The organism is Paeniglutamicibacter sulfureus (assembly GCF_039535115.1).
In the GTDB taxonomy this organism is placed as follows: domain Bacteria; phylum Actinomycetota; class Actinomycetes; order Actinomycetales; family Micrococcaceae; genus Paeniglutamicibacter; species Paeniglutamicibacter sulfureus.
This window is the reverse complement of record NZ_BAAAWO010000001.1, coordinates 2,898,296-2,912,059: the sequence shown is the minus strand read 5'-3', so window position 1 is coordinate 2,912,059 and position 13,764 is coordinate 2,898,296. Positions and strand designations below refer to the sequence as shown.

The following is a 13,764-nucleotide window of genomic DNA, read 5'->3' as shown; positions in this document are numbered from 1 at the left end:
CGGTGCAACGCGCGCACCCCCGATGCGTCGCAACCCGTCAAGGAGTCAGACATGAAGGCCGCGCAAGTCAAAAATACTACACACCGTCCCGAGGACGAACGGCTGCCCCTGGGCAAGACGATCGCCTACGGGCTCCAGCACGTATTGACCATGTATGGCGGCATCATCGCCCCGCCGCTGATCATTGGCGGTGCCGCCGGGCTCACCCCGGAACAAATCGGCGTGCTGGTCGCCAGTTGCCTCTTTGTCGGCGGTCTGGCCACGATCCTGCAAACCGTCGGCGTCCCCTTCTTCGGCGCCCAGCTTCCCCTGGTCCAGGGCACCTCCTTCGCCTCCGTTTCCACCATGGTGGCCATCGTCAACGGCGACGGCGGCATCCAGTCGGTTTTCGGCGCGGTCCTCGCGGCCTCCGCGATCGGCTTCCTGGTGGCCCCGTTCTTCGCGAAGATCGTGCGGTTCTTCCCGCCGGTGGTCACCGGCGTGGTCATCACGATGATCGGGCTCTCGCTCATCCCGGTAGCGGCCAACTGGGCCATGGGCGGAAACGCCAAGGCCGACGACTATGGTTCGCTGGCCAATATCGGCCTGGCCGGCATGACGATGGTCATCGTGCTGCTGCTCTCCAAGGTCGGCAAGGCAGCGATCTCACGCCTGTCGATCCTGCTGGCAATGGTCATCGGCACCGTCATTGCGGTGTTCCTCGGTGTGGCGGACTTCTCGGCCGTGGGTCGCGGCGCCATCTTCGCCTTCCCGCAGCCCTTCGCCTTCGGGTGGCCGGTGTTCGAGGTCGGTGCCATCGTCTCGATGACGATCGTCGTCATCGTGATCCTCACCGAAACCACCGCCGACATCCTCGCGGTGGGGGAGATCGCCAAGACCCGCGTCGATTCGCGGCGCATCGCCGACGGCCTGCGCGCCGACATGGCCTCCAGCATCCTGGCCCCGGTCTTCAACACCTTCACCCAGAGCGCGTTCGCGCAAAACGTCGGCCTGGTGGCCATCACCGGGGTGAAATCCCGCTTCGTGGTCACGGCCGGCGGAGGCATCCTGGTTGTCCTGGGCCTGCTTCCGGTGCTCGGCCGCGTGGTCGCCGCGATCCCCACCCCGGTCCTGGGCGGGGCAGGCATCGTGCTCTTCGGCACCGTTGCGGCCTCGGGGATCCGCACCCTGGCGAGCGTGAAATACGACAACAACCTGAACATGATCATCGTGGCCACCTCCATCGCCTTCGGTGCGCTGCCGATCGTCAAAACCGACTTCTACGATGCGTTCCCGACCTGGTTCGCCACCATCTTCCACTCCGGCATCAGCTCGGCCGCGGTCATGGCCGTGGCACTGAACCTGCTGTTCAATGAGCTGAAGATCGGCACCCCGAAGCGACACGGTTCGGCCTATGCCGCGGCCCCACCACGCATGCTCATTGCCGACCAGATCCCGCGCATCGTCAAGGCGGAGGAAGTCCGCGGGCTACTGGACGGGGACCGGTTCAAGTCCGGCAAGCTCATCGCCGCGGACGGCGAGGAGATCCCCGTCGTCGACGACGACGAATTCAAGGGCATCGTCGAGGAGTATCGCAAGAAATGCGAGGCGGCCGGCGTCCCGTGCCCGGACGAGTCCGAGTTCGTGCGATCCGGGAAGCCCCCGCAGCTTCACTGAGCGACTCTGGCCCGTGCGGCCATTGGCACGGATCCAGGAACCACAGTCGACCCGGTTCCCTGGGTCCGTGCGGACGCGCATTTTCGGGTTGTACACATCGCTTCCATTGCCGGTTCTGCCAACCGGCGAGGCAATGGAGCTAGTCGGGTAACACGTCTAGTGAAAGCGACGTCGGATGGGCATCCGACATGTGCACGGTGTTTTCGGCCACGATCTTGATCCTGTCGGTGGCAATCGTCCCGCCGGTATTTGAGTTCACGTCAAAGCGCGGAAAGTTGCTCGATGAAACATCAAGGCGGATCCGATGGCCTGCGGCAAAGAGATTTGCGGTCGCAGGTGCCGAGACCGTGACGCGGTATACCCGGTGGGGCTCCATTAATTCAGGTTTGGTGAAGGAATTGCGATAACGCACCCGCAGGATTCCTTCGGTGAGATTCATGGCAAAACCCTGGGGGAAGTCGTGGCTCGGCGGGTACTCGTCGATCAGCTTGATGGTCAGGTCGGTATCCTTGGCCGAGGATGAGAGGAAGATCTCCGCGGTCACTTCACCTGCGATGCCCACTTGCTCCTGCAGGGGCTGGGTGCGGAATACCAGAACGTCGGGCCTGGCACTGAGCGGTAGGTGCGGCTGGCTGGCTCCGAAGATTTCGTCGCTGGGCACCTGGTTGTAGGCCCCGCCGCGCATGACTGGTTCGCCGCTGGTGACCTGGCCACCGATGGTGGGGACCGGGTCGTTCGGATCAAAGGCATAGGTGATAGAGGTTTCCTGTTCGACCGGTTCGGGAATCAGTCCCCCGTCTGGCGAGCAGTACAGGGTGACCCTTTGCGCGTTTTCCGGGGGCCACGTAGCCGCGTGTTCCCATCGGCCGCCATGATCCAGCCGGCCATGGGCCGTGGCATTGCCCCTGCCGCCACCCATCAGGAAATAGGTGACAGCGGCCCGTTGCACGGCACTCGTGTCCCGTCCCAGGACCTCGTCCATCCAATCAGCCCTAAAGTCCAGGTACGACGGAGCAAGATTGCCGTCAAAATATGCCGCCGGGCCAAAGTCGACGTCGCCTGCGTAGCTCTGGCAGCGTTTCCCATGGGTCCAGGGTCCCAGGAGCAGGTAGGCCGGACTGGACTTGCGATCTCCGAGCTGCTGAAAATTCTCGATGGCCGAGGCAATGTAGGGGTCGTACCAGCTGGAGATGTGGAAGCTTGGCACATCGGGAAACTTGTCGTAGGAATCGCGGGCATAGATTGCAGGCTGTGCCCAGTAGTCGTCGAAGTTCTCATGGGCCCACTGCTCCAGCAGGTAGCCTTCATAATCGGGGGCCAGACTCAAAGGTGAGCTGCCCTGCCGCCACGGCGTCTGGTGGAACCAGTCCGCTACGTTCAGCGCGGCCAGCCCGGAAGCGAGAACGGGATCGCCTGCTGCTGCCGGACTTCGCACCGCATGGCGGAAGGCCCACGTGGCCTGCTTGAGTTCGAAGGCGCCGCCCATGCGCATGCCCACCTCATAGGCCGAGGAGAATCCGCCCGAGTCCATAAACATGGCAGCCAGGCCGGAGGGGGCCAAAGCAGCCGCCGCCGTTTGCACATGGGCCGAGTAGGACACCCCGTTCATCAGCACACGCCCGTCACACCAGGGCTGGGCTTCGATCCAGGCGATCGTGTCTACCCCGTCCTGTCCCTCATTGAGGTATTTGACGAATTCGCCCTCCGAATTACCTCGGCCGCGGCAGTCCTGACGGATCACGACATAGCCTCGTCGGACGAAAAAATCGGCGATCTCGGATGGCAGAGGTATTGGCTGGTCATGTATTGACTGGTCCGAATCCCGGCTTGAACGCTTCCCATAGGGTGTGCGTTCCAAGAGTACGGGCCGGGGCGCTTCGGGAGCATCGCCCAGGTATACGTCGGTGGCAAGCCGGCATCCATCACTCATCGCAACCATGAATTCCTGCGGATGGCCGACTTCCTCAGACAGCAAGGATCTGTCGTCGATATATCTGGTCAACTGTGATCTCATTCCTTGATTTTCACTTCCCGGTGTTACTTTTAGGTTGCGCCGGCGGAGCCCTACATCATGAAGTTAGCCAGTGAACCGGCGCCGCGTGCGACAGTTGGCTGAATTGAGTCAACTGTTCGTAACAAGGCCGGCATGGCAGAGGAGGTCTCATGGCCATTGCACTTCAATTTGCAGGATTCGACATCAACAACCTGCGCGTATCGGTCTCCCCCCTGTCCGAACTGATGGCGGTACTCCACGTCTTGGCGGAACCTGACCATCACTTCGAATCGTCCGCAAAAGTTCAGGCCATCGCGCGGAATCTGGACGATCGGCTGATCGCCGAGTTCAACGCTCTCTCGCCCCTGTGGGCACGGTCGCGCACGATTCTTCTTTCCGGTGTCCACCGGACCAAAGCAGAATCTTGACCGTGAACTCGCTGGCATGGCCGCCCTGCCGCTTGAGGCTTTCGTCTCCATGGCGGCCGAAGCCATCCGCGGCTTCAGCAAGGACCTCCCGGCAGCCTCGGAACTGTTGCATGATGAAAAAACCCGTCGGGAGTTCCTTGACACGTGCCGGTCGCGATCTTTGGGCCGATTCGAGTTGGCCGAACAACTTCTGAATGACCCGGAGCAGTTCAGGCGGAGGATCATCGAATTTTGCTCGGATTGCTGGAGTTCGTTCTTCAGGAAGGAATGGGAGGATCTCGCCCTCAACATCAGCGGCGCCGCAGCCCAACTCGCAGACAAGCTGAACCGCGACGACCCCATCGCAACGATCGCCTCGCTCAGCGTCACGGCCAAGGCGTTCCGCGGAGCCTCCGAGGTCCGTTTCGACACGCTCCAGCAACGCCGGGTGAAGATGGCAGGACGCCAGCTGCTGCTGGTCCCCTCGCGTTGGATCGGCAACCACCTCACGGTTAAGGACAATGCCGGGTACCCGGTCATCGTCCATTTTCCGGCGCAGACCCCGCAGGAGGAACTCCTGCAGATCCAGCAGATGCGTGGCAGGCTCAGCGCGCTTAGTGCCGACTCCCGAATGGAGCTGTTCCGGCACATCTCGGCAGAGCCCATGACGACCTCCGATCTTGCGGTCAGGCTCGGTCAACCCGCGGCACAGATCTCCCGATCCCTGCGGGTACTGCGCGAAGCGGGCTTGGTGGTCTCGGACCGCCAGGGAAAGCTGGTCTACCACCGCATCGACACCGCCACGGTGCTCAGGATGGGCCCGGACCTGCTGGCCACCCTGACCAGATGACTTCTCCTACCTGGCGGCACGTTTCCGACGTCGGCGAATGGTGGGGATCATTGGTTGGCATTCATTGAACCGTCCTTATGCATCTCGCGGGACAGTTTCCAAATCCTCGTCGCAACTTCCGGAACGATTGTCGAAAATTGGATAATCATCTCCCAGCACCGCGGTGCTTGTAATACAAATCACGAGTGGGGTTTTCGATTCCCACGCTACTGGGCAATCCGCGGCTCAGGGTTACCGCACTACTGGAGGATCCATGACCATCACCAAAATCGGAGGCCGGAGCGAATCGCTCGGGCTCCGTTTGCTCGCCAGCGTGGAAAGGGCAGGCAATGCACTGCCGCATCCGTTCTGGCTGTTCTGGATTCTCTTCGGCGTGCTTGCCGTCGCCAGCTGGATATTGTCGAGCGCAGGGGTGCGCGTCACGGATCCCGCGACCGGAGAGACTGTCGGGGTCAACAACGCGTTGAGCGTCGAGGCCATTCGCTCCCTGCTGACCGGCGCGGAGGAATCCTTCGTCACGTTTGGGCCGCTGGGGACGGTGCTGATCGTCATGCTGGGCGTTGCCGTGGCGGACAGGTCCGGACTCTTCGAGGTCATTGCCCGACGTGCGCTCAGCAATGTGTCGCCGCGTTCCGTCGTATTCGCCGTGGCTCTGGGCGGCGCGCTTTCCAAGTTCCTCTCCGACTCCGCCTACGTGGTGTTGATTCCGCTGGGCGCGGTGGCTTTTAAGGCCGTAGGCCGCTCTCCGATGCTGGGCATGATCGTAGCCTTCGTCTCGATCAATGCAGCCGGAGATGCCAATCCACTGATCGCCCCCGGCGATGTGGTCTTTGCAAAGGTAGCCACCGAGGCCGCCCACCTCATCGATCCGAGTGTCACCGTTCGAGCCACGGACAACATGTACTTCACGACGGTCTCAGCCATAGTGTTGGCGATTACGGTCACCCTGGTCACCGAGCTGATCCTGAAGAAGCGTGAGCACACCCTGGTGGTCGACACCGAGCAGGCCGACACGGCGGCAATGTCCGCCATGGCTCCCAGCGCCCTGCTCTCCGACGAGCAGGAACGCCGTGGACTGCGCGTCACGGGACTCTCCGCGGTGGCCTTCCTCGCGCTGCTGGCCGCGGCCATCATTCCTGCGGGATCACCGCTGCGTGGAGCGGGCGGGGAGTTCCTGGAATCGCCGTTTCTGGACGGCATAGCATTCTTCCTGTCGATGTTCTTTCTGGTTCTGGGCACGGCTTTCGCCTCCGGTTCCCGGCAACTGGACTCCGCCTCAGACATCCCTCGTTTCATGGCCGACGGCGTTCGTTCGATTGCACCGCTGATCGTCCTGTTCTTTGCCGTCTCCCAGTTTTTGGCGTTGTTCAAGTTCACGAAAATCAGCACCGTGGTGGCCGTGGTCGGTTCCGATGCCATCCAAGGCCTGGGGATCAACAGCGTTGGCCTCTTCTTGATTGTTGTCGTCTGCATCGCGGTCCTCAACCTGATGATCACTTCCGGTCAGGCCCTGTGGGCGCTCGTTGCACCGGTCATCATCCCGATGATGATGCTGCTCGGGACAAATCCTGCCACCACGATGGCGCTCTACCGCATCGCCGATTCGTGCACCAACTCCATCACCCCGATGAGCACCAGCTTCGTTCTCTGTGTGGGCTACCTCCAGACGCTGAACAAGAAGGCGGGCATTGGCACGCTGATCTCCTTCACGTTGCCGTGTGCGTTGATCATGTTCGTGGTGTGGCTCGGTTTGTTCCTCGCCTGGTGGGCGCTGGGCATTCCGCTCGGTCCCGGTGCCCCCGTGCGGTAGCGCAGGCGACAACCGGCCGCCTGCGGCTCGGTGCCGGGGGCAGGTTCAAGGGATGAATCCAAAGGAATCGTCAGTTGGTGGGCCCAGTTTCCGGGTCGTAGCTGGCGGGGCAGCAAGGACCATGTCCAACCGATCACCGACTCCCCATGCCCTTAGGATCCGGAGGCTTCGCCCAGGGATCCCGGCCCGACGAGCGTTGTCGCTGCCATGTCGTCGGGCCTTGGGGCCCGAGCGACCGTCCTCCCTGACAGGAAATTGGCTGACTCGGTCCTTGGGCACGTTCGCCCGCCCTTGCGAGGATATGCAAATGCACCATTTCGTGGTGCCCCGCGGCCGACAGCAGAAGGACGATCTTGGCTCCTGAAGCATTCGCGGGTGATGCCGAAGAACGCACCAATATGGGCAGCCAGACGGCGTTGGCAGGAGGGGGCAACATGGCCACTGCTCTCTGGCGGTGCTCCACGGGGGAGTGTTTCCGGTCCACACGTCGTCACAGTTTGGAGGTGGAAGCTCCAGGTGTTGGGCTCCGGCTTAGGAAACCCGCGAGATGCTTGTTCACATTTCGTAGGCATGGGACCGGTATCGAGAGCATGCTGGTGAGGATCCCAGGGGCGGCAAGAGGGTGACCTCCTCGTTTTCCGCACCGTACCGGGCCGGCGGGCAGCCCCGAGTCCAGTGACGCAACGGTCTGCTGGACGCCTGGGCACGGCAGGGCCGGTCGCAGAACGCGCCGATCATGTGCATCGTGGCCATGGAAAGCCGCGCGGCTTCCCGCCCTACGCGGCGGCTCGCCTACGCAGCGCGCGCCAAGGCGCCGACGCGATGAAGGATCGTGCGTACAAAGTGGATTCAGGAATTCCCGGTTCCATGACGTCCCGTGCGGTCGGTCGCCCTAGCCCGTCGTGACGGCGAGGGCCGCGGAAAGCTGGGCCGTCGCTGCGCGCAAGCGCGGCACGGCCCTGGCTGCGAACTCGTCGTTGAGCCGGGTGACGGGCCCGGAGACGGAGATCGCCATCGGGGTCGGCGCGCCGGGGACCGCCATCGCCAGACAGCGCACGCCGAGCTCCTGCTCTTCCTCGTCGATGGCATAGCCGCGGGTGCGCACCTGATCGAGTTCCTCGAAGAGCTGGTGCATGGTGCCGATGGTTTTCGGCGTGTGGGGCGCCATGCCCGCCTGGTTGACCAGGCGCTGGACCCGGTCGTTTTCCAGCACCGACAGGATTGCCTTGCCCACTCCGGTTCCGTGGAGCGACGAGCGGCGACCGACCTCGGTGATCATGCGCATCGCGTGCGGCGACTGGGCTTGGGAAATGTAGGTGACCATGTCGCCGTCGAGCACCGCGATGCTGGCCGACTCGCCCAGTTCGTTCACCAGGTTCTGCAGGATGGGCGTGGACAGGGCGCCCAGCTGGCGGTTGGCGACCTCGCCCAGGCGGATCAGCCGCGGGCCGAGGGCGTAGCGGCGGTTGTTCAGCTGGCGGACGTAACCAATGCCTACCAGGGTGCGCAGCAGCCTGTGGATGGTGGGAAGCGGGAGCGGGGTGTCCATGGCAAGTTCGCTCAGGGCCGCCTCCCCGCCGGCCCGGCCAATGAGTTCAAGGAGCTCGAAGGCGCGCTCGACGGATTGGACGCCCGATGTCGTCTTTACTTCGGCCATGGCGATGCTCCTGGGTCTGCTGGTGCGCGGGCGGGAACCGTCAAAAGGTCCCGCAAACGGTCAAGTCTTGTGGTGCAACACTACCGGAACCCAAGCTATTTCTTCCACGATCCGAAACTTTGATCACAATTCCCGTGACCCACTCCACATAAGTGCTTGTAATTTCACTTCGTAGATAATAGTATCCACTATACGGAAACTTTTTCAGGAGGACGATATGGCCGTACCTAGCCCGGGATATTCACTGACGCTGCGTGTCCAAACGCCCGTCTCGATCACTGCAACCAGCGAACTGGCCGCGGCCGTGGGCCGCGCCGGAGGGTCAATCACGGCACTTGACGTGGCCGAATCCGGCCATGACCACATGGTCGTCGACGTCAGCTGCAACACCACCGATGCCGCACACGGCCAATCGGTCCGCGATGCCCTCGATGCGCTGGACGGCGTGAACGTCCGCAATGTCTCGGATCGCACCTTCCTCATGCACTTGGGCGGCAAGCTGGAGGTCGTCCCGAAGGTCGCCCTGCGAAACCGCGACGACCTCTCCCGTGCGTACACCCCCGGGGTTGCCCGCGTGTGCATGGCCATCGCCGAGAACCCCGAGGACGCCCGCAACCTCACCATCAAGCGCAACACCATTGCCGTGGTCACCGACGGCTCCGCCGTCCTGGGCCTGGGCAACATCGGCCCTGCCGCCGCGCTTCCGGTCATGGAGGGCAAGGCCGCGCTGTTCAAGCAGTTCGCCAACGTCGATGCCTGGCCGGTCTGCCTGGACACCCAGGACACCGAGGAGATCATTATGATCGTCAAGGCCCTCGCCCCGGTCTACGGAGGGGTGAACCTCGAGGACATCGCCGCACCGCGCTGCTTCGAGATCGAGGCCCGCCTGCGCGAGGAGCTGGACATCCCGGTCTTCCACGACGACCAGCACGGCACCGCCATCGTCACCCTCGCAGCATTGACCAACGCGCTGCTGGTGGTCGGCAAGCAGATCGACAAGGTCCGCATCGTCGTCTCCGGCGTCGGTGCCGCCGGCAACGCCATCATCCAGCTCCTGGCCGCCCGTGGCGCCAAGAACATCATCGCCGCCGGCCGCAACGGAGCGATCAGCCGCACCGATGTTTCCGCAGACCCGCACCGCCAGTGGCTGGCCGACAACACCAACCCGGAACAGTTCACCGGGACGTTCAGGGAAGCCATGGTCGGCGCCGACGTCTTCATCGGCGTCTCCGCCCCCAACGTCCTGGACGAGGCGGACATCGAGGCCATGAACGAGAATGCCATCGTCTTCGCCATGGCCAACCCCGACCCGGAGGTCGATCCGATCGCCGCCGGCCGCCATGCCGCCGTGGTCGCCACGGGCCGTTCGGACTTCCCGAACCAGATCAACAACGTTTTGGCCTTCCCGGGTTTCTTCCGCGGACTGCTCGACGCACGCGTTTCAGACATCACCGACGAAATGTTGTTGGCCGCAGCCGATGCCATTTCCGCCCGGGTGAGCCAAGATGAACTCAACCCAGGTTTCATCATCCCCTCCGTCTTCGACCCGCACGTGGCCGCAGACGTTGCCGAGGCCGTCTCCTCCGCGGCCGTGAAGAACAAGTAGCAAGAAAGATCTGGTCCACCACGATGAGCATCACACTGACCCACACCCCGTCCGTTGCCAAGGCCGATGAGATCCTCTCCACCGAGGCGCTGGCCTTCGTCCTGAAGCTGCACGAGAAGTTCGCCGGAACCCGCGAGGAGCTGCTGGCGGCACGCACCAAGGCCCGCGCGGAGGTCGCCAAGACCGGCACCATGGACTTCGACCCGGCCACCGCGGACATCCGCGCCGGCGACTGGAAGGTCGCCCAGGCGCCGGCCGCCCTGCAGGACCGCCGCGTGGAAATCACCGGCCCGGCTTCCCCGGCCAAGATGGCCATCAACGCGCTGAACTCCGGCGCCAAGGTCTGGCTTGCCGACCTTGAGGACGCCTCGACCCCGACCTGGCACAACGTCGTGGACGCGCTGGTGAACCTCACCGAGGCGGCCGCCGGCACGCTGTCCTTCGAAGACGCGGGCAACGGCAAGTCCTACGCGCTGCGCACCGACGCACCGCTGGCCACCGTCGTGGTCCGCCCGCGCGGCTGGCACCTGCCGGAGGCCAACGTGCTCATCAACGGCGCACCGGCAATCGGCGCGCTGGTCGACTTCGGCCTGCATTTCTTCCACAACGCCAAGGCGTTGGCGGAATCGGGCCAGGGCCCGTTCTACTACCTGCCCAAGATGGAGTCCTACCTCGAGTCCCGCCTGTGGAATGAGGTGTTCGCCTTCGCCGAGGCGGAACTCGGGATCGAGCACGGCACCATCCGTGCCACCATGCTCATCGAAACCATCCCGGCCGCGTTCCAGATGGACGAGATGCTCTACGAGCTGCGCGACTACGCCTCGGGCCTGAACGCCGGGCGCTGGGACTACCTCTTCTCCATCATCAAGTACTTCCGCGAGGCCGGCGAGAAGTTCGTCATGCCGGACCGCGCCGATGTGGCCATGACGGCGCCGATGATGCGCGCGTACACCGAACTGCTGGTGGCCACCTGCCACAAGCGCGGTGCCTTTGCGATGGGCGGCATGGCCGCCGTCATCCCGAACCGCCGCGAGCCGGAGGTCACCGCCGCCGCGTTCGAGAAGGTCCGGGCCGACAAGACCCGCGAGGCCAACGACGGCTTCGACGGCTCTTGGGTGGCACACCCCGATCTGGTCCCGATCTGCGTGGAGGTCTTCGACTCCGTGCTCGGCGCCAAGCCCAACCAGATCGACCGCCAGCGTCCCGAGGTCGCGGTCACCGCCGAACAACTGCTCGACGTCGCCTCGGCACCGGGCTCGGTGACCGAGGCCGGGGTCAACGCCAACCTCTACGTTGCAGTGGCATACACCGCCGTCTGGCTCTCGGGCAATGGCGCGGTGGCCATCCACAACCTCATGGAGGACGCGGCAACGGCGGAGATTTCCCGTTCGCAGATCTGGCAGCAGATCAACAACCAGGTCGTCGCCGCAGACACCGGCAACACCATCACCGCCGAACTCGTCGCCGATGCCCTGGCCGTCCAGGTCGCCAAGCTGCGCGACGAGGTCAACGACGAGGAAACCTTCGCCGCCTACTATGCCCCGGCCGCCGAACTCATCGGCCGACTGGTCTCCGGGCGCGAGGAGGACTTCGAGGACTTTCTCACGCTGCCTGCCTACCGCCTGCTGAGCACCGAGCTGGTGGCAAAATGATCCGCCAGGGCGCGCTGGGCGCGGCCGCACTGGCACGCATCGAAAGTGACCTGGCAGCCACCGACGAACTGCTGGAGCAGAACTACCCGGGCGACGACGGACGGCGCCAGCCGATCCACACCGCCTACGTCCCGGCCGACCGCTTCACCCCCGAGCTGCCCGCGGCCTGGGGCGCCGCGGCGCTTGAGGCCGCCGGCGGCGTGGCGGGCCTGGCCGACCTGGCCGGGAAGCTGGGACTGACGCGGCCGGAGGAACTTGCCGCGCTGGTTGCCGCGAAGCTGGGCCGCGAGCCCATCGAGGACCTGCGCCTGGACTTCGAGGACGGATACGGCAACCGCGGCGATACGGCCGAGGACGCCGCTGCCGTTGCAGCGGCAGAACAGGTCGCCAAGGCCGTGGCGGCGGGCGTGGCTCCGCCGTTCATCGGCATCCGCTTCAAGTGCCTCGAGGCACCCACCCGGGCCCGCGGGCTGCGGACGCTGGATCTGTTCGTCTCCACGCTGGCCCGCGCCGGCGAATTGCCGCCGGGCCTGGTGCTGACCCTGCCGAAGGTCACCACCGTCGCCCAGGTCCGCGCCATGGTCTTCGTCTGCGAGCAGCTGGAGGCGGCGCACTCGCTGCCCGCCGGGCGCCTGCGCTTCGAGGTCCAGATGGAAACCCCGCAACTGATCCTCGCCCATGACGGCACCGTCCCCTCGGCGACGCTGCTGCACGCGGGCCAGGGGCGGATCACCTCGCTGCACTATGGCACCTACGACTACTCGGCCTCGCTGGGCATCGCGGCGGCCTACCAGTCGATGGAGCACCCGGCGGCCGACTACGCCAAGAACGTCATGCAGGTGGCCGTCGCCGGCACCGGCGTGCACCTCTCCGACGGCTCCACCAATATCCTGCCCCTGGGCGATCCGGAACAGGTCCAGGCCGCCTGGGCACTGCATGCCCGGCTGGTGCGCCGCCACCTGGAGCGCGGGATCTACCAGGGCTGGGACCTGCACCAGAACCAGCTGCCCACCCGCTACCTGGCCACCTACGCGTTCTACCGCGAGGGCTTTGCCGCCGCGGCGGCGCGCCTGCGCAACTACGTGCACCGCATCGAATCGGCCATCATGGACGAACCGGCCACCGCCAAGGCGCTGGCCAACTTCATCCGCCGCGGCCTGGTCTGCGGCGCACTGACCGCCGAGGAGATCGCCGCGGAAGCAGAGATTTCCCTATCCACCCTTGAATCAATCGCCCTGACGCGAGCAACACAGACGGAGGACTCGAATGTCTAAGATCCAGACTCGTGCGGATGCAAGCTACTACACGAACTACGGAGGGCACCCGCCGCAGACCGACCTGTTGACCGACCGCGCCATCGTCACCGAGGCCTATACGGTCATCCCGCGCGGGGTGCTGCGCGACATCGTCACCTCGGTCTTCCCGGAGTGGACCGGCACCCGCGCCTGGGTGCTGAACCGCCCGGTCGCCGGCGGCTCGACCACCTTCGCCCAGTCCATCGTGGAGGTCTCCCCGGGCGGCGGTTCGGATCACCCGGAGCCGCAGGCCGAGGTCCAGTCCTTCGTCTTCGTGGTCTCCGGCCGGCTGACCGTGACCATCGACGGCGCCGCGCACACCCTAGAAGAGGGCGGCTTCGCCTACGTCCCGGCCGGCACACAGTGGCAGGCCCACAACAACGGCGTCGAGGTGGCGACCTTCCACTGGATCCGCAAGCGCTACGAGGTCCTGGCCGGCGTCGCGGCCCCGGGACCGGTCGTCGGCAACGAGCGCGACATCGAGCCCGGCGCGATGCCGGAGACCGAGGGCAAGTGGCGCACCACGCGCATGCTTGACCCGCAGGACGTGGCCTTCGACTTTGGCGTGAACATCGTAACCTTCGAGCCCGGCGCCTCCATCCCGTTCGCCGAGACCCACGTGATGGAGCACGGCCTGTACGTCTTGGAGGGCAAGGCCGTCTACCGGCTGAACGCCGACTGGGTCGAGGTCGAGGCGGGGGACTACATGTCGCTGCGCGCCTTCTGCCCGCAGGCCTGTTACGCCGGCGGACCGTCGAACTTCCGCTACCTGCTCTACAAGGACCAGAACCGCCAGATCGCCTTGTAACGCGGCACAGCGCTTAACACCGTCGGGCCC

The 13,764-nt window shown here is 64.7% G+C and carries 9 protein-coding genes and 1 pseudogene; 8 read left to right on the top strand and 2 right to left on the bottom strand.

The genetic code is table 11. From position 1 onward, the window contains the following. Positions 1 to 51: 51 nt before the first annotated feature. Positions 52 to 1,656, top strand: a complete 1,605-nt coding sequence (locus tag ABD687_RS13260) for a solute carrier family 23 protein (protein ID WP_302263696.1) — start codon at positions 52 to 54, stop codon at positions 1,654 to 1,656. A gap of 139 nt (positions 1,657 to 1,795) precedes the next feature. Here the strand turns inward: ABD687_RS13260 and ABD687_RS13255 are convergent, their stop codons facing one another. After that, positions 1,796 to 3,586, bottom strand: a complete 1,791-nt coding sequence (locus tag ABD687_RS13255) for a CocE/NonD family hydrolase (protein WP_302263697.1) — start codon at positions 3,584 to 3,586, stop codon at positions 1,796 to 1,798. Between the two features lie 233 nt (positions 3,587 to 3,819). Here ABD687_RS13255 and ABD687_RS20725 point away from each other — a divergent pair. The 3 genes and pseudogenes from ABD687_RS20725 to ABD687_RS13240 all read left to right on the top strand — a co-directional run. Beyond that, positions 3,820 to 4,561: pseudogene (locus tag ABD687_RS20725) on the top strand (DUF5937 family protein); the annotation flags it as partial. Positions 4,562 to 4,648: 87 nt separating this feature from the next. Next, a complete protein-coding gene (locus ABD687_RS20720; protein ID WP_302266388.1) occupies positions 4,649 to 4,906 on the top strand; it encodes an ArsR/SmtB family transcription factor in 258 nt (85 codons plus the stop codon). A 253-nt stretch (positions 4,907 to 5,159) separates the two neighbouring features. Beyond that, complete coding sequence (locus ABD687_RS13240) at positions 5,160 to 6,716, top strand: AbgT family transporter (protein WP_302263698.1); 1,557 nt, start codon at positions 5,160 to 5,162, stop codon at positions 6,714 to 6,716. A gap of 892 nt (positions 6,717 to 7,608) precedes the next feature. On the opposite strand, the gene ABD687_RS13235 is transcribed toward ABD687_RS13240, so the two are convergent. Next, entirely contained in the window at positions 7,609 to 8,373 is a 765-nt protein-coding gene (locus tag ABD687_RS13235; protein WP_264271577.1) for an IclR family transcriptional regulator, read from the bottom strand. Between the two features lie 217 nt (positions 8,374 to 8,590). Here ABD687_RS13235 and ABD687_RS13230 point away from each other — a divergent pair, with 217 nt between their 5' ends. Genes ABD687_RS13230 through ABD687_RS13215 form a run of 4 tightly spaced genes read left to right on the top strand, consistent with a single transcriptional unit; the run spans position 8,591 to position 13,734 of the window. Then, positions 8,591 to 9,979, top strand: a complete 1,389-nt coding sequence (locus tag ABD687_RS13230; protein WP_310290462.1) for an NAD-dependent malic enzyme — start codon at positions 8,591 to 8,593, stop codon at positions 9,977 to 9,979. Positions 9,980 to 10,002: 23 nt separating this feature from the next. Then, a complete protein-coding gene (aceB, locus tag ABD687_RS13225) occupies positions 10,003 to 11,631 on the top strand; it encodes a malate synthase A (RefSeq protein WP_310290465.1) in 1,629 nt (542 codons plus the stop codon). Further along, positions 11,628 to 12,905, top strand: a complete 1,278-nt coding sequence (locus ABD687_RS13220) for a DUF6986 family protein (protein WP_310290470.1) — start codon at positions 11,628 to 11,630, stop codon at positions 12,903 to 12,905. Before aceB ends, ABD687_RS13220 begins: the two co-directional genes overlap by 4 nt. After that, positions 12,898 to 13,734 carry a bifunctional allantoicase/(S)-ureidoglycine aminohydrolase gene (locus ABD687_RS13215; protein ID WP_217390763.1) on the top strand — a complete coding sequence of 279 codons (837 nt, stop codon included), beginning with the start codon at positions 12,898 to 12,900 and terminating at the stop codon, positions 13,732 to 13,734. Before ABD687_RS13220 ends, ABD687_RS13215 begins: the two co-directional genes overlap by 8 nt. Positions 13,735 to 13,764: the final 30 nt, after the last annotated feature.